General features: G+C 45.8%; 17 protein-coding genes, 1 tRNA gene and 1 pseudogene. 4 read left to right on the top strand and 15 right to left on the bottom strand.

Annotation, left to right across the window (positions count from 1 at the left end):
- From AB3112_RS02595 to AB3112_RS02610, 4 genes are all read right to left on the bottom strand, one after another.
- On the bottom strand, window positions 1-671 hold a 671-nt coding region (locus AB3112_RS02595), incomplete at its 3' end, for a transporter substrate-binding domain-containing protein (RefSeq protein WP_367333909.1).
- 221 nt (window positions 672-892) lie between these two features.
- Window positions 893-965, bottom strand: a tRNA-Arg gene (locus tag AB3112_RS02600).
- Between the two features lie 51 nt (window positions 966-1,016).
- Window positions 1,017-2,306 carry a DEAD/DEAH box helicase gene (locus AB3112_RS02605; protein ID WP_367333910.1) on the bottom strand — a complete coding sequence of 430 codons (1,290 nt, stop codon included), beginning with the start codon at window positions 2,304-2,306 and terminating at the stop codon, window positions 1,017-1,019.
- Window positions 2,307-2,327: 21 nt separating this feature from the next.
- Window positions 2,328-3,329, bottom strand: a complete 1,002-nt coding sequence (locus tag AB3112_RS02610; RefSeq protein ID WP_367333911.1) for a Gfo/Idh/MocA family protein — start codon at window positions 3,327-3,329, stop codon at window positions 2,328-2,330.
- 125 nt (window positions 3,330-3,454) lie between these two features.
- Between AB3112_RS02610 and AB3112_RS02615 the strand changes: the two genes are divergently transcribed.
- Window positions 3,455-3,823, top strand: a complete 369-nt coding sequence (locus AB3112_RS02615; protein WP_084974782.1) for a DUF4828 domain-containing protein — start codon at window positions 3,455-3,457, stop codon at window positions 3,821-3,823.
- A 79-nt stretch (window positions 3,824-3,902) separates the two neighbouring features.
- Here the strand turns inward: AB3112_RS02615 and AB3112_RS02620 are convergent, their stop codons facing one another.
- Together AB3112_RS02620 and AB3112_RS02625 are read right to left on the bottom strand one after the other, a co-directional pair.
- On the bottom strand, window positions 3,903-4,661 hold the full coding sequence (locus AB3112_RS02620; RefSeq protein WP_084998450.1) for a GH25 family lysozyme: 759 nt from the start codon (window positions 4,659-4,661) through the stop codon (window positions 3,903-3,905).
- Window positions 4,662-4,695: 34 nt separating this feature from the next.
- A complete protein-coding gene (locus tag AB3112_RS02625; protein ID WP_057911071.1) occupies window positions 4,696-5,541 on the bottom strand; it encodes a MurR/RpiR family transcriptional regulator in 846 nt (281 codons plus the stop codon).
- A 298-nt stretch (window positions 5,542-5,839) separates the two neighbouring features.
- Between AB3112_RS02625 and gntK the strand changes: the two genes are divergently transcribed.
- The 3 genes from gntK to AB3112_RS02640 all read left to right on the top strand — a co-directional run bounded on the left by gntK (window position 5,840) and on the right by AB3112_RS02640 (window position 9,760).
- Window positions 5,840-7,402, top strand: coding sequence for a gluconokinase (gene gntK, locus AB3112_RS02630; RefSeq protein WP_367333912.1), 1,563 nt, complete (start codon window positions 5,840-5,842; stop codon window positions 7,400-7,402).
- A gap of 39 nt (window positions 7,403-7,441) precedes the next feature.
- A complete protein-coding gene (locus AB3112_RS02635) occupies window positions 7,442-8,803 on the top strand; it encodes a gluconate:H+ symporter (RefSeq protein WP_057911069.1) in 1,362 nt (453 codons plus the stop codon).
- 153 nt (window positions 8,804-8,956) lie between these two features.
- A complete protein-coding gene (locus AB3112_RS02640) occupies window positions 8,957-9,760 on the top strand; it encodes a hypothetical protein (RefSeq protein WP_084974777.1) in 804 nt (267 codons plus the stop codon).
- A 73-nt stretch (window positions 9,761-9,833) separates the two neighbouring features.
- Here the strand turns inward: AB3112_RS02640 and AB3112_RS02645 are convergent, their stop codons facing one another.
- The 9 genes and pseudogenes from AB3112_RS02645 to AB3112_RS02685 all read right to left on the bottom strand — a co-directional run.
- Window positions 9,834-10,376 carry a biotin transporter BioY gene (locus AB3112_RS02645; protein ID WP_367333913.1) on the bottom strand — a complete coding sequence of 181 codons (543 nt, stop codon included), beginning with the start codon at window positions 10,374-10,376 and terminating at the stop codon, window positions 9,834-9,836.
- A gap of 71 nt (window positions 10,377-10,447) precedes the next feature.
- Window positions 10,448-11,440, bottom strand: coding sequence for a biotin--[acetyl-CoA-carboxylase] ligase (locus tag AB3112_RS02650; RefSeq protein ID WP_084974775.1), 993 nt, complete (start codon window positions 11,438-11,440; stop codon window positions 10,448-10,450).
- A 29-nt stretch (window positions 11,441-11,469) separates the two neighbouring features.
- A complete protein-coding gene (gene fabI / locus AB3112_RS02655; RefSeq protein WP_084974773.1) occupies window positions 11,470-12,228 on the bottom strand; it encodes an enoyl-ACP reductase FabI in 759 nt (252 codons plus the stop codon).
- 27 nt (window positions 12,229-12,255) lie between these two features.
- Entirely contained in the window at window positions 12,256-13,026 is a 771-nt protein-coding gene (gene accA / locus AB3112_RS02660; RefSeq protein WP_367333914.1) for a carboxyltransferase subunit alpha, read from the bottom strand.
- On the bottom strand, window positions 13,019-13,861 hold the full coding sequence (locus tag AB3112_RS02665; protein ID WP_057911064.1) for an acetyl-CoA carboxylase carboxyltransferase subunit beta: 843 nt from the start codon (window positions 13,859-13,861) through the stop codon (window positions 13,019-13,021). The genes accA and AB3112_RS02665 overlap by 8 nt, the downstream gene beginning before the upstream one ends.
- The gene (gene accC / locus AB3112_RS02670) at window positions 13,842-15,221 is read right to left on the bottom strand and encodes an acetyl-CoA carboxylase biotin carboxylase subunit (protein ID WP_367333915.1); all 1,380 of its coding nucleotides are present in this window, start codon (window positions 15,219-15,221) and stop codon (window positions 13,842-13,844) included. Before accC ends, AB3112_RS02665 begins: the two co-directional genes overlap by 20 nt.
- Before the next feature lie 13 nt (window positions 15,222-15,234).
- Window positions 15,235-15,651 (bottom strand): 3-hydroxyacyl-ACP dehydratase FabZ family protein, encoded by a 417-nt coding sequence (locus tag AB3112_RS02675; protein WP_057911062.1) that lies wholly within the window; start codon window positions 15,649-15,651, stop codon window positions 15,235-15,237.
- A 1-nt stretch (window position 15,652) separates the two neighbouring features.
- Window positions 15,653-16,126, bottom strand: a complete 474-nt coding sequence (gene accB, locus AB3112_RS02680; RefSeq protein ID WP_367333916.1) for an acetyl-CoA carboxylase biotin carboxyl carrier protein — start codon at window positions 16,124-16,126, stop codon at window positions 15,653-15,655.
- A pseudogene (locus tag AB3112_RS02685) lies at window positions 16,126-16,548 on the bottom strand (beta-ketoacyl-[acyl-carrier-protein] synthase II); the annotation flags it as partial. The gene accB and the pseudogene AB3112_RS02685, both read right to left, overlap by 1 nt.

Consider the following 16,548-nt stretch of genomic DNA (forward strand, 5'->3'; position numbering starts at 1 on the left):
ACACCCTTGCCGTCTTCATTAGTTGTGAAGTACATATTTGGCATAATCTTCAAGGTGTTGTTTGGAACGGCAGCCAACGCTAATTTTTGAAGGTAATAATCATTCATAATCAAATCAGTCTTACCCGCTTCAACATCCTTAATATAAACATCATTTGAAACGTTGTTGTAGTTAACCGTCTTGGCACCTAATTGCTTTGCAAGACGTTGGTAATTGGTCCCCGCCTCGCCAGCAGCTTTTTTGCCTTTAATATCGGCCCATGAATGAATGCCTGAATCGTCTTTCTTTCGAACAATAATACTATTAAACGAGTGCTTATATGGCGTCGATAATGCAAATTCCTTTTTCCTTTGTGGCGAAACGGAGAAGTCATTGGCAGCCATATCAGCCTTGCCGGTCTTAACGGCAGTCTCTTGACCATCAACGTTCATTTCCTTAAAGACCACTTTTCTCCCCAATTTCTTCCCGACGGCACGCACAACTTCGACGTCAAAGCCGGTCAGCTTATTCGTCTTTTGATCATGATACGACGTTGGATAAAGGGTCCCGGACGTGGCAACGGTCAACGGCCCTTTATCAGCCGCCTTCTTCTGGCCACAACCAGTGATAATCAATCCAAATACAGCAATCACACCGAGCAACATTAACCAGCGAAATTTAAATCTGCGCATGAATAATCAACCTCCTAAAGTTTTTGGTACCGCCATTATTATAGGCATGTGAAACCGATTTCACAAGCAGGAAACACAACTGATTTGTGACCGGCATTAAACAGTTAGAAGCTTGATGATTCATTAGTTAACAGTCCCGTCAAAACTAAAAACACCAGCGGTGAACTTAACGTTCGTCGCTAGTGTTTTTGAGGCTTTAAGAGCCTAATTGATTTTTTTACTGACCCCACCCGGACTCGAACCGGGATCAACCGCTTAGGAGGCGGGTGCCCTATCCAGTTGTGCTATGGGGCCAAAACAACTGCAGATCAATTTTCTCATTTATCGGCAGTTGTGTAAAGAGGATTATTGTTCTGTGCGTTTATGATGCATCCCTTTTCGCTTGGAATGTTTGTGCTTCTTTTTGCCCTGTGGCTTGATTTGCGGACGCTTGTGGACTGTCTTTTTGGACTCGGACTTAACCGCTTCTTTAGTCCGGGGCTTTGGCGCGTGCCGATCGCTTTGATCATCCAAATTAACCGGTGTATCCGGCCGGGTATCGGAGAGCTGGTTGCCATCGAAATAAATGTTTTTCAGCTCGTAATCATATGGTTTAACCAACTTTTTCAGATCCCGGAGGTCATGATCATCCCCCATATTGATGACCATTCCGTCTTGATGCATCCGTCCGGTCCGGCCAACCCGGTGAATATAGGTTTTCGGATCAGATGGCAAATCAAAATTCACAACCACTGGTAATTTATCAATGTCCATCCCCCGAGCAGCAACGTCGGTGGTCAATAACAGGCGAACTTTTCCCTGGCGGAAATCTTTCAATGCCTTTTGCCGAACCGTTTGCCGTTGTTCACTGGTCAGTTGGGCAGCTTCTTTGATGTGGCGATGCGCCAAAAAGCCAGCCACTTTTTGAAGGGTATCCAACTTGTCAAAAAAGACGAGCGCCTTGAAATCCTTCATGTGGAGAAATCTCAACAACATCTGTGCTTTCTTCTTGTTGGACACCTCCAACAAAGTATGCGAAACAACGCCGCGGGTATCGTCAATTTCAGATACATCATAGGTCTGAATATCTTGGATAAACCAGCGATTGATGTGGGTCAAAAGATCATTCTTGGTCGCAGAAAAGAATCCAAGTGACACTTCGTCCGGGGCCAAATCAACCAAGGTCCGAATTGAGGCCAACGTGTCTTCACTTAACAAATTGTCCGCTTCATCGATGACGATTGCCTGAAGTGAATCGAGTTTTAACTTTCCCAAATCAATCAGGTTCATAATCCGGCCGGTTGTTCCGACAATCACGTTTGGGTGATCTTTCAGCTTATCGATCTGGCGGGAAATGTTGGCACCGCCAATAATCCCCTCGACTGACAAGCCAATCAGCTTCCCCCATTCCAAAAGGACTTTTTGCGTCTGCATTGCCAGTTCGGCAGACGGTTCAATGACCAAAAGCGATAATCCGTCATCCGGTTGAATCTGTTCAAGTAATGGCAGGGCAAAAGCCACTGTCTTTCCTGAACCGGTTGGTGCCAGGCCAACCACGCTTTGGCCGTCTTTAAGGGGCTGGTAGACTGCTTTTTGAATGGCCGTCGGTTGTTGGTAGCCTAATTTTGCAGCATGGGTTTTAAATTCTTCTATCACGTTGTTTCTCCATTTTCTTGGTTAATTCTCTTCGCCGGTAAACGAAATGTGGGCGGACTGCCGCAACTGATAAATCAGCTGATTGACGTAAACACTCAACTGACGCCAGTAGGCATAATCCTTTTGGTTCTGTGAGTGATGCGGATCTTCGATGACGCGGGCAAAATCTTTTGCCTCTGGCAGCATTGGGTTCTCATCAATCGTGTTGCCAATCATCTGTTTATTTTGATCATCATCAATATAGATCACCGCGTTAATTTCGCCGGCATCATCAATTTCAATCAAGTCTTTCAAACCATAAATTTCGGACGTCATATGGGAATTGGTGATTTTTGAAAAGTTCAAGGTTACATTATACTCTGGATAAGTTAAAATCGCTGTTCCCTTGCCATCAACACCGGAAGCGATCCGTTGTGGGAAGTAAACCGCGTCTTCAGGCATTCCGAATAACGCAACCGCATCATAGACGGTGTAGACCCCCAAATCCTGCAAGGCGCCGCCGGCAAACTTCGGCGAGAAGACGTTTGGCACTTCTCCAGCCAATACTTTGTCGTAACGAGACGAATATTTCGAGTAGGTAAATTCTGCTCCCTGAACGGTTTTTAATTCGCCCAATTTCTTTTCGATCGCATGAAAGTTTTCAGTATGGATATTTCTGGCCGCCTCAAAATACAGAACTTGATCATTTTCATCAAGCAGCTGTTGAATTGCCGCCATTTGCTTTTGGGTGCTGAAAGCGGGCTTTTCGACGATGACATTTTTGCCGGCTTGAATCGCTTTTTTGGCCTGGGCAAAATGAAGGCTGTTGGGCGACGCAATATACACCGTATCAAATGCCCCCTGGGAGAAAAATTGGTCGAGGTCGGTGAACGTCTCCTGCGCGCCATTTTTCTCAGCAAAGGTCTTTGCCGTTTCTGCGTGCCTGGAGTATACGCTGACCAACTCATACCTGCCGGACAATTTAACGGCCTCGACAAACTGCTGGGTAATCCAGTTGGTTCCGATAATCCCTAATTTAATCAATTTAACAACCACCCTTCTTAATTAAATTGTAACAAGGTTTTAACCCAATGAAAACGAAATCAGACACTCTCTGTTATATTTTGCAGGTATACTGGGACTCTAATCTGTATTAAGGGGATGATTTTTTGCGCAAACGCAGCATCTTTATCTTTATGGTTTCATTTCTTTTCAGTCTTTTTCATACCAGAAAAGCCCCAAGTCACCAGCCGGATCCAGCCGATCCACTCTTTTTTGTCGGCACTTGGGAATATGTTGATCACAGAAATCGGGTCCACCAAATTGAAATCGGACCAGATCTGAAATTATTGATTGATGGCAAAGACATGTCGGCAAAGGTATCACTGCTGACAAGGTATGAATTATCTTATGTTGACAAGTTTGGCTATAAGTTGGAAATTCGGGGGAACGAAGCCAGACCCATCAAATTTTACGATGAGTCGGAAAACTATACGTACGATCTTAAATCAGCTAACGCAACCAAAAAACTTGAATGACGGCTCACCAATTTGGTGGGTCTTTTTGTTTGGCTTGATGTTGACAATTGACCAGGCAGTTAAAGAAATGCCCGATCCGTTAGTCGACATAGCGATGCCACTGGCCCCGATTGCCATTGAAAACTGACATTGGCAGAAAAACCAACTGCCGATCCAATTTAAAGCCCGTCTTGGCATTTGCCTGAATGAAGGTGGCATCCGCGTTTGGCTTTCCTAATTTTCCATCCGTTACCCAAAATTGGGTCTTTGAAGTTGCCTTTAACTTGAGGTTCTTAATCACCTCATGAGAAGCGCAAATCACCACCGGCCGTTTGTAATAGTTCTTTAACAGCCGACTTAAGTGACTCAAGGATTTTCGCGCATTCTGCCAGTGAATTGAATTCGCATCAAACGTGCCATAATACTGCACCTGAATACAAATTGGCAGACTTCCTGTATTGTATTTAACCTGGCGGACGAAATTATTGAACTGAGAAGCCGGTGAACTGGTAAAACTAAAATAGTGATAAACGCCAATCGGTAACTGGGAACCCTGACTACGCTGGAAATTACTGTCAAAGCTGTCGTCGGTATACGCCGCTCCCTGAGTCGCTTTTAAATACACGAAGTTGATTCCCTGGCTTTTTAAGCTTTCAAAATCGATGTAGCCATTGCTTTGATCAATGGCGACGCCACGAATTGGATACTTTTTTAACTGCTCATTTTCATGCCATTTGAGAAACAAAAAGCTGACCAAGAAAATGACGACCAACAAAAAAATGCCGAGAACAACCCTGCGCGTGCGTTTACGGCGCTGGTATGTTTCAGCATATATTGGTTGAATATCTCTTCGCTTCATATAAAGGTCATCTCAGTTTCCCGACTAACCGGTATTAGCCGCGAGTACTTTCAATAATATTTTGAACGTTGCGAATCGTATCTTCTGTCGCCGGGCCCATTCGAACCGTTGCCATCATAAACAGTGTGTCAACGATTGCCATTTGGGCGATCAGCGAGTACATCCCCTCTGAACGATAATTGGATTCATCACTTGACGAAATAAACGTGATGTCGCTGTGAAGCGCCAATGGTGAATCGGGGTAGCTGGTGATCCCAATCACTGGGACTTTTCGTTTCTTCAATGTTTCAGCCACTTTCAATGTTTGGCGGTTTTTACCGGAGTGAGAAATGACGATTGCACAATCTTCCTCCCCCAATTTTACAGCTTGCATCAACTGTACGTCAAAGTCCGGATAATAGGCGCATTCAATTGAGGTCCGCAAAAACTTGTGATAGCCGTCAAGGGCAACCACTGAAGAGCCACCCAAACCAAATAGTCCCAGGCGCCGACAATGGATAATCCTTAATACGGCGCGGGCAAATTCATCTTCATCAATCCCGGTACGGGTGTCTTGAATCGCCCGCTGGCTGCTGTTAAAAATTTTATCGGCGATCGTTCCCAGAGAATCCTGGGCGTCAATATCCTTAAAGATCGGCAGATTCTGTGGTCGCAATTGCGTATAGGCCAATGCCAACGTAAACTCGCGGAAGTTCCCGTACCCCAAGGTTTTTACCAAACGGGAGACTGAAGCGGTTGATGTTTCGGTCACCTCGGCCAAATCCTCGATATTAGCCTCCGAGGCAGCCTGTGGATTTTCCATGACGTATTTCGCAATTTTTTTATTGGTTCTGCTTAGATCATCAAACGATTGTTTCAATAATTGGACTGGCGAGCTCATAATGATCACCTTTCATGTATAATAAGTGCTTACTTTGTCTCATTGTAAATATTTTACAACAAATTTCTTGCATTGTGAAATTGTTTTTCATATAATTGTGGTTGCGTTTACAAGCTGGTAAATTCAATGGTCGAAATATTTGAAGTATACCAGTTAAGATGATATTTTTATTTGGAAGCGGTACCGAACCAATGCTACACGATTGACATTGGTAGAACGACGCAGTGATTATTTTTTACCACGCGATCAGGCTTGTTTCGGCCGTGACTGTCACTAATAAAGAAGGGAAGTTATTGACATGGATTATACGCTAGGTGTTGATATTGGAACAACCAGTGTTAAGACCGTGCTCTACGATGTTAAGGGTAAGGTTCACGGATATTCCAACAATGGATATCCGCTTTATCAAGATACCCCTGATATGGCCGAGGAAGATCCAGAGGAAATTTTCTCAGCGATGTCTGACGGCATTACTGAAGTGATTCGCAAAGCAAATTTAAAGAAAGGAGAATTGAAAGGGATTGCATTTTCTTGTGCCATGCACAGTCTGATTCTGCTTGACGAGGATCACAAGCCGCTGACACGGGCGATTACCTGGGGCGATAACCGCGCCGTCAACTATGCGGATAAGTTAAAGGCCAGCCCCGAAGGCATGGAAATTTACAAGCATACCGGAACACCGATTCATCCAATGACGCCGTTAACCAAGTTAATTTGGCTGAGAAACGATGAAGCTGATTTGTTCAACCAAGCCCGCTGGTTTGTTGGGATCAAGGAGTACATTCTTTATAAATTATTCGGTGTCTTAAAAGAAGATTATTCGATCGCCAACGCAACTGGGATGTTCAACATTTACAACATGGACTGGGACGAACAAGCACTCAAGTTGGCTGGTGTCACTCGTGACCAACTGCCGGAGCTGGTGGATACTACCTACCAACTCAAAGGGATGCATGACGAATACGCTAAGGTTTTGGGAATCGATCCAAACACGCCATTTATCATTGGTGCTTCGGACGGTCCTTTGGCCAACCTGGGGGTTAATGCGATTCAGCCAGGCGTCATCGCCGTTACAATTGGGACTTCCGGCGCTGTTCGGGTTGTCACTGATAAGCCGCACACTGATCCAAAAGCCAGAGTCTTCTGTTATTATCTGGCAAAGGACATGTGGGTCATTGGCGGACCTGTGAATAACGGTGGTGTCGTCTTCCGTTGGGTTCGTGATCAACTTTGTGCTCCTGAAAAAGTCACTGCTGAACAAATGCACATTGATCCATACGATCTGTTAACAGAAATTGCCGCTAAGATTCCAGCTGGATCAGACGGTCTGTTATTCTTCCCATTCCTGGGCGGCGAACGGGCACCAATTTGGGATGCCAATGCTCGAGGATCATTCTTCGGCTTGAACCGTACCCATACTCGAGCCCACATGATTCGTGCCGTTCTTGAAGGGATTGTCTACAACCTCTACACGGTCGCATTGGCCCTTGAAGAAGTTGTCGGCCGCCCTACCAGCATACAAGCAAGTGGTGGCTTTGCCCGTTCTGCACTTTGGCGTCAAATGTTAACCGATATCTTTGAGCAGGACGTTGCGATTCCCGAAAGTTTTGAAAGTACCGCTCTTGGGGCCGCAACGCTTGGCATGTACAGCCTAGGGTTGATTAACAGCTTAACTGACGTTTCCAACTTTGTCGGCACAACCGTTGTTCACCATCCGGATCCAAAGAATTTCCAAGCCTACCGGGAATTAATCCCAATTTATATCCGCTTAAGTCGTTCACTTCAGCCGGAATATAAGAACATCGCTGAGTATCAACGCCGTCATGAACATGAAGGCGAAGGGGCTAACAAGTCTGAATAGAGTTTGTAATGGTTTTTGTCATTTGAAAGGGGAAAAATTATGATATTAAAGCTACTAGCGCTGTTAATCGGAATCATCTTTTTGCTGGTTCTGATTATCAAGTTCAAGATTAATACCTTCGTTTCGTTGGTATTAACTGCTGTCGTTACTGCGATTATGTTACAAATGCCGCTTGGAAACATCGCCACTTCAGTCACAAACGGTATTGGGAGTCAACTTGGCGAGTTGTCCATGGTCTTCGGCTTTGGTGCCATGTTAGGGCGACTGGTATCGGATTCCGGTGGTGCATATATGATCGCCGAGACTCTGATTAAACGTTTTGGTAAGAAACGTCTCCAGATCGCCGTTATGCTTGCTTCATTTATTCTTGGTATTGCATTGTTCTTCGAAGTTGGAATGGTTTTACTGGTTCCAATCGTCTTCGCTATTGCCGTTGAAGCCGGCGTTCCAATTCTTTATTTAGGAATTCCAATGGCCGCTGCTTTGTCAGTTACCCACGGATTCTTGCCACCCCATCCAGCACCAGTTGCCATTGCGCAAGTTTTGGGTGCAAACGATGGTAAAGTTCTCTTGTTCGGTTTTGTCATTGCTATTATTGCTGCATATATTGCCGGACCACTTTTCTCACGTGTTGCACAGAAGTATGCGCCTGACGCATTCAATCGTAAAGGTAACTTGTCTTCAATTGGTGAAGTTAAACAATTTACCCCTGAAGAATCACCATCGTTTGGTCTCTCTGTACTAACTGCCCTGTTCCCAGTTATCTTGCTGGCCATTGCCACAATCTATAAGCTAACTGTCAACGGTGGTGTGGATCCAAAGAACCCATCAGCACTTGATTCAATTATTGAATTTATTGGTTCACCAAGTATTGCAATGTTAATTTCATTATTCTTCGCAATGTGGTCCATGGGTTGGAATCGTAAGCGTTCAACTGCTCAAATCATGGAGTCACTTGAAAATGCCGTTAAATCAATCGCCATGCTGCTGTTGGTTATTGGTGGTGGTGGTGCCTTCAAACAAGTACTGATCGACGGTGGTGTTGGTAAAGCCGTTGCTCAACTGTTTATCGGATCCCCAATTTCACCATTAATTCTTGGCTGGTTAGTGGCCGTTGTCCTTCGGATTGCTTTAGGTTCTGCAACCGTTGCCTCACTGACTGCCGCTGGTATTGTTGCACCACTGATGTCTCAAGCCGGTGTTGACCCCGCTTTGATGGTACTTGCCATTGGTGCCGGTTCACTTGCTGCATCACATGTTAACGATGCTGGTTTCTGGATGTTCAGAGAATATTTCGATTTGACAATTAAACAAACACTTGAGACTTGGACGGTGCTTGAAACAATTATTTCAATTGTTGGTATCATCATGGTTATGGGACTTAACTTGCTGTTCCATTAATCTAAACCACCCACAGGTTTTCTGATAAATGAATTAAGCGGTCGGACAAAACGAAACGTTTTGCTCCAACCGCTTTTTTTGATGCCACGCTTAAGTGACTATTATCTAAATACCCACAGTGTTATACTTTCAATGAAGATTGGAGGCGGTGGAATGAAGACGCTCTCGAAATGGCTCAAAATATACTTACTGAGTGGCTTGTTGTGCTTCATCTTTTGGCTGGGAACCCACTTAAAATCCGCAACTGGTGCCAGCCAATCCTCAATGATGTTTGATTACTATAACGTCATCAATGCCGGTTTGTTCTTCCCAATTTCCGCTTTTTGGCTGAAAACAATTGGCGAGCATGCCGGCCATCAATCCAGTTCGGTTGCAGCGATTGATCGGGGTGTTAATGGAACCAGCTACTTTTTGGCGATTCAGGCAAGTAACGCCACAATCTTCATTCCTGGTGGCTTTGATTCAGTCCTTTTCCAATGGTTGGGCGCGTTTGTCATTGCCCTGATGAACTATATTTTTGCATTGCCCCTACTTGGATTATTGATACTGTCCAAACTATTTGGTTGGCGTCTGTTTGAACAACTCATTGTCAACTCACAAAAACGTGCTTATACCCACATGTTAAAGGCATCTCATTTCATTCACCCGATTAATCTGGCAGATTTAACGGCAATGGCAACTCATCCCCACGATCAAATTGTGTTTATTGGTCAAGCGGACGACCCCGTTAGTCGAACAGCAGCCCAAATTTTGTTGCCTGCCATTCAGTATAATGCGGTGACCGTTCACTATTTAGATGTTTCTGACATCTCCCAAGAAAAGCTCCGGGAAGTTCTCAACGTCTCAGCGATTCCACCACTCTTTAGAATCACCGGTCCACAATCACTGATTACCATTGATCTCAATCGGATCTCTGAAGCCATTCAACTCGCTGCAGAATCCCCAAGCGTTTCTTGAAGCCAACAAAAAAAGCGTTTTGACCCCAGTTCTCAATGACCGGGATCAAAACGCTTTTCCTGTTTGCTCATATTTATTTAACGACCGGAGTCGTCGTCAGTGCCTTCATTCGCACACCAATCAAATAAACGGCAAACACCTTAATTGAATCGCCTGGAATAAAGGTCAGATTTGACATTAACGAACCCGTCAGCGAAATTGGCGTCACAACCGACAACCAAAACGAGCCAATTGCATCAACAATCAAGACGGCCGTTATCCAGATGACCATCAGTTGCCCCCATGAACGGCTCACAATTGGCCTAGAGAGGCCGTAAGCCATCATTGCGGGAGTTATTAGCCAACCCAGCAAATAGCCCGCAGTCGGTCCAATAAAGACCGCTGGACCTGCTTGACCGCCACTCAGAACTGGAAAACCAAGAAATGCCAGTAACAAGAACATGGAAACGGCAATCGTCCCCTTTTTGGCACCCAGAACAATGCCGGCAAGCATAATCCCCAGATTCTGCATGACAATTGGCACCGGAATAAATCCTAATGGAATTGGGGGAATCATTCCTAAGACAATAATTGCCGCCGTGATTAAGGCCGTTTGGACAATGTCTCGAATCTTCAATTAATGTCACCCTTCAAAAAGGCGGTTAAGCCACTTAAACAAGTCGATTAACCGTCAAATTATTAAAAACGTTAGCCACGGTACTGATTTTCCGGCAAATAGACTTTCGTCACCTCACCACTTGAAATTGTCGCAGTCTGACCAGAATCTTTTTGAATCACCAACGCACCTTCATGAGTAAAATGATCAGCCACTCCGGTCACCGTCTGATTTCCCATGACAATCTCAACTCGTTTGCCCAGCGTCTCAGAAAGCCTTGCGTACTCCTTGAGAAAGCTGCCACTCTCATAGGTTTGATACATATAAAAGAAATTGTCAATGATGCTGGCAGCAATTCGATTCTTATCAACTGAACTTTTGGTCACAATTGCGCCGGCCTTTTGCTGAATCTCGGCCGGAAAATTGTCAGAGTCAATGTTGAGCCCAATTCCGACCACGACGCTTTCGTGTGAGCCATCTTCCAGGCTTGTCACGGTCTCGGTCAAAATTCCGCCACACTTCTTATTGTGCACCAAGATGTCGTTAACCCACTTGACCCGGAAATCATCGTTGGCGAAAAACTGTTTTAACGCCCGCACCACGCTAACGGCTGTGCCTGTGGTCAACAACCCGGAATGAATCGTGATCCGACTGTGAATCGGCAGCAGGAGACTCATATAAATGCCACCCTTACTTGGAGAATAAAAGTGTCTGCCGAGCCGGCCGTGGCCTTTGGTTTGTGTATCGGCCAAAAAGACTTGCGGAAGTTCAACCTGATTGGCACTACTGAACTGCTTGGCATAGTCATTCGTTGACGCCAAACTGCTAAAGGTATGGATGTTGACCGGAAGCGTCGTCGTTCGATAATGGTCAATGGCTTGACGATTAAACGCCCGAGACTTTTGATAAGCATAGCCCAAGCCCTTTTTACTGGAAATCACATGACCACATTCTTGGAGTTTCAAGATATTGTTGTAGACTGCGGGGCGGCTGATATCAAACTTTTTGGCAAGCGTATTTCCTGAAACGTAACGCCCGTTTGCTTTTAAAAGTGCCATCAAAATTTGGTCTTGGTGATTCATCATTTCCCACCCCACTCAAAACGTCGTTAGATCTAAATTAAATGGACACCTTTGTCAACGTATACCACGTCACCGGTCATCCCGGTTGATAAATCACTCATCAAAAAGGCGGCAACATTCCCAATTTCATTGGTTGTGACACTCTTTTGATCAACGGTTCGTGATTCTGATTCCTTTAGCAAGTCACTGTGATGTTTGATCCCAGTAACAGCCAAGGTTTTAACCGCCCCAGCTGAGATGGCGTTCACACGAATGCCGTCACTGCCAAGATCAGAAGCCAAGTAGCGAACGTTGGCTTCAAGCGCAGCTTTGGCAACACCCATCATGTTGTAATTTGGGATAGCCCGAGTCGACCCAAAGTAAGTCAACGTCAAAATACTAGCCGGATCATTCAATACCGGTTGTGCGTAACGGGCAACCGAAATTAATGAATAAGCGCTAATATTTTGTGCTAAATCATAGCCTTCCTTTGTGGTGTTCACCAGACCAGAAGTTAACGTATCCTTGTCTGCAAAGGCAATCGCATGAATGACACCGTCGATTTTGCCATACTTTTGGCCAATTTCTTCAAACGCCTTCGAAACGTTGGCATCATCTGAAACGTCGCACTCAATCAAATCAAGGTCGTCAGGAACGAAACGTTCCAAACTCTTCTTAATGCGATCATTTTGATAAGACAAAATGACTTTGGCACCCTGATCCAAGATTGCTTGGGTACAGCCCCAAGCGATACTGCGTTTATTTGCAACCCCCATAATGACGATTGTCTTTCCATCTAAAAAACCACTCATATTTGAGCCTCCAAATCTGTTCTTCAACTAAAAATTACGATAACGTTGAACACGGCGTTCAACCAGTTCATCAGCCGGCAGTTCAGCCAGGTGAGAAAACGCATCGTCCAGCATGTCAATCAGCGGGGTCAAATCATCACCGGATTTATATTCATGAATAATTTTATCAATAATACCATCTTTCAATAACGCTTCCGGTGTTAATTTAAGTTCTTCCGCCGCTTCTTGAACCTTGGATGAATCTTTCCACATAATGCTGGCGTAGCCTTCCGGCGAGAGAACCGAGTAGATGCTGTCTTCAAACATCCAGACCCGATCTCCTGTCGCCAAAGCAAGCGCGCCGCCGCTGCCCCCTTCGCCGACAATAATTGTCACGTAGGGAACCTTGAGCTGCATACCTTGTAAAATGTTTTGTGCCACCGCTGATCCTTGACCATGGTACTCAGATTCAACGTCCGGCCAAGCCCCAGGTGTATTCACCAAGCTCAAAATCGGTCGGTGAAACTTTTCCGCCTGCTTCATCAAGCGAAGCGCTTTACGATACCCCTCCGGCGTTGGACTGCCAAAGTGGCGGGCAATGTTTTCGTCTGTATCTTTACCCTTTTGAATGCCAACCACCGTGATCGGCTTTCCCTTCAACAGGCCAACGCCGCCAATAATCGCCTGATCATCGGCTTCTAAGCGATCGCCGTGGAGTTCGAAAAAGTCGGTCGTTAACCCATGGATAAGTTCACTGGTGCCGATTTTATCCGGTCGGCGGGCTGCCTTAACCCGGTCATATGCAGTTTTATTAACCATATACATTCTCCTTTGTGTGCAGAGAAATCAATTTGGACAACGTCTGCTTCATATCTTTTCGGGGAACAATCGCGTCAATAAACCCATGATTCATCACGGTTTCAGCGCTCTGAAAGTCCTTCGGCGGCTTTTGCATAATTGTCTGCTCAATCACCCGCCGGCCGGCAAAACCAACCAGTGCGTGGGGTTCAGCTAAAATGATATCGCCCTGCATGGCAAAGCTGGCCGTCACCCCACCAGTGGTTGGGTCGCAAAGTACAACGATATAAAAGAGACCTGCTTGACTGTGTGCTTCAACCGCACTGGATACCTTGGCCATCTGCATCAGAGAATGAATTCCCTCCTGCATCCGGGCGCCCCCAGAAGCGGTAAACATGACAACCGGCAAGTGCTTTCTGGTTGCTTCTTCAAACAAACGGGTAATCTTTTCACCAGTTGCACTGCCCAAGCTCCCCATGACGAAAAACGGGTCCATGATCCCGACACCAACCTGCTGGTGGTCAAGCGTTCCAATCCCGGTCAAGACACTTTCGTTAATGCCGGTGACCTTCTTGGCTTTTTTGACCTTGGCCAGGTACTTTTCGTCCGTGTAACGATCCGGAATCGTCATTTGCCGATCGATTTCTTCAAAGGAATCAAAGGTGATCTTTGCCCGCCGCTTAGCCGTAATTCGAAATCCGTAGCCACAATTGGGACAGGTCTTGTTTGACCCGGCCCGCAGTGAAAAAAACGTTGCGTGACAAATTGGGCATTCACGGAGAATATGGTCGGGAATACTGTCCATTCGCTTAACTAATTCTTCGTGGCTAGGCATATTAAACCGACTCCGTAACATGGAACCCCTCCTTGTCACTTAAAACATCATTTTCAATAAAACTGGTTGAATAAGTGCCCTGCTTGAACTGATCGGTCCCAATCAAAGCTTTCAAGAAATCTTGATTGGTCTGGATGCCTTCAATTTCAAGTTCGCCTAAAACGCGTTTCATTTTTGCAATCACCGCATCCCGATCATTTAAGTGGACAATCAGCTTGGCAATCATGGAATCGTAAAACGGCGAAATAAAACTTCCAGCCGTTACCCCGGAATCAATTCGAACGCCGAGTGAACCTGCCGGGAAAAGTAATTGACTAATTTGGCCGGGTTGAGGTGCAAAGTTGTTGGCAGGATCTTCTGCGTTCAACCGGCACTCCAACGCATGACCCTTGACAGCGGCATCTGCTTGGCTAAAGGCCAGCTTTTCGCCCGCAGCCACGGCCAGTTGGGCCTTGACCAGTTCGATTCCGGTCACTTCTTCGGTAATCGTGTGTTCGACTTGAAGCCGCGTATTCATTTCCATGAAATAAAAATGGTGCGCGTCGTCCATTAAGAACTCATAAGTCCCCGTGTTGGTATACCCTAATTTCAATGTCGCGTTGGCAACAATTTCGCCTAAGTGTTTTCGTTCTTCCGGCGAAATCAACAGGCATGGACTTTCTTCGATGACCTTTTGATGATTGCGCTGTAGCGAACAGTCCCGCTCTGGTAAATAAACCACGTTGCCAAACGTGTCGGCAATGACCTGCATTTCAACGTGTTTGGCGTGGCGGATCAGCTTTTCAACGTAAATATCTTCGTCATCATAGGAAAGTCGTGCTTCTTGTTGTGTCTGTTCAAAAGCCGCTTGTAAGGCGTCGGGATCATCAACTTCACGAATGCCCTTGCCACCACCCCCGGCAGCGGATTTTAACAAAACCGGATAGCCGATGTCTTCGGCAACACGTTTGGCCTGAGCGACCGTGCTGACAACGCCCTCGCTTCCAGGAATCACCGGAACGCCGGCTCTTTTCATGGCTTCTCTGGCATTTGATTTATCACCCATCAACGAAATCAACTCATGACTGGGACCAATAAACTTAATGTGGCAGGTCTCGCACAGTTCGGCAAACTCCGCGTTCTCGGATAAGAAGCCGTAACCGGGATGAATGGCTTCACAGCCGGTCAAATTAGCCGCACTGATGATTTGGGCCATATTCAAATAAGACTCGCTTGGCTGCGGACCGCCAATACAAATTGCCTCATCAGCCAGGCGAACGAACAAACTGTCCTTATCAACACTGGAATAAACTGCCACGGCGGTAATATTCATGTCGTGAAGTGCCCGGATAATCTGTACGGCGATTTCGCCACGATTGGCAACTAATACTTTTTTAAACATCCGCTCACCTCTATTACTCAACTGCAAAAATTAAATCGGCATCACAAATTTTCTGCCCATCTCGGGTAATTGTTCCGTGACCTAAGCCGATATTGTGCTTGAGCTTTTTTAATTCCACTTCAAACTCTAAGCGATCCCCAGGACGAAAATCGTCTTGGAAAACGGCATCCTTGATACCACCAAAAAAGGCGTTTTTGCCGGAATACTCAGGCATTGACAAAATTGCGGCGACCCCCGTTTGGGCCATCGACTCAATCATAATTGGGCGTGGGACCACCAGATTGTCCGCTTTCTTGTTGGCAAAAAACCATTCGTTAATTGAAATCAACTTGACTGCCTTGGCACTCACACCCGGCTTGACGTCAAGAAACCGATCAATCATCTGGAAGGGATAGCGTTGTGGGATCACATCTTGTACATCTGGTTGCATCTTATTCCCCCTTGGTTACCTGAAAAATCGGTTGGTCATACTCAACCATACTGCCATCTTCAACCAAAATATTGCTGATGGTTCCAGAAACCTGACTTTTAACTTCATTGACCATCTTCATTGCTTCAATAACGCAAACCACGTCGCCTTTTTCAACGTGATCGCCCTGCTTTTTGAACACAGGCTTATCCGGACTTGGCGCAAAGTAGACGACACCTACCAAGGGTGCTTTAATCTCAGAAACGTTTTGGGCGCCTTCATTTTCTGGTGCCGTTGGCTGAACCGGAGCGTTTTGTTCATGCCCTGTACTATTAACTGAAGCGGACCCGGCTGCGGTCGTATTTTCAACAACTGCGTGCTGGTCCTCGTCACGTTTACTGAATGTCAATTTAAAATCATCTTGTGTCAGTTCGAAATTCTTCAATGAAGACTGGTCGAATTTTTCCAATAACCGTTCAATTTCTTTTTCGTCCATCATTCATCACAACCTTTAAAAGCAATTACGGCGTTATGGCCTCCAAAGCCGAATGAGTTGCTGATTGCATAGTTAACCGGTGCTTGATTATTGTCCTCGTTAACCAGATCAACCGTGCATTCTTCATCTTGATTAACGACACCCACGTTAACCGGCATCTGATTGCGCTGAATGGCACCGATTGTCGCCACTGCTTCAATGGCACCGGCAGCACCCAACGCGTGCCCGGTCATCCCCTTGGTGCTGCTGACCTTAACGTGATCGTTGTTGGCAAAGACTTCGCTAATCGCTTTTGCTTCAGCGCTATCATTGGCATGGGTACTTGTTCCATGTGCGTTAATATAGTCAACTTGTGTTTCGTCAATCCCGGCTTCCTTGACAGCTTGCTGCATGGCGCGCTTAGCACCTTTTCCTTCAGGATC

Origin of the sequence: Lentilactobacillus sp. (assembly GCF_040773105.1) — a bacterium.
GTDB lineage: Bacteria > Bacillota > Bacilli > Lactobacillales > Lactobacillaceae > Lentilactobacillus > Lentilactobacillus parabuchneri.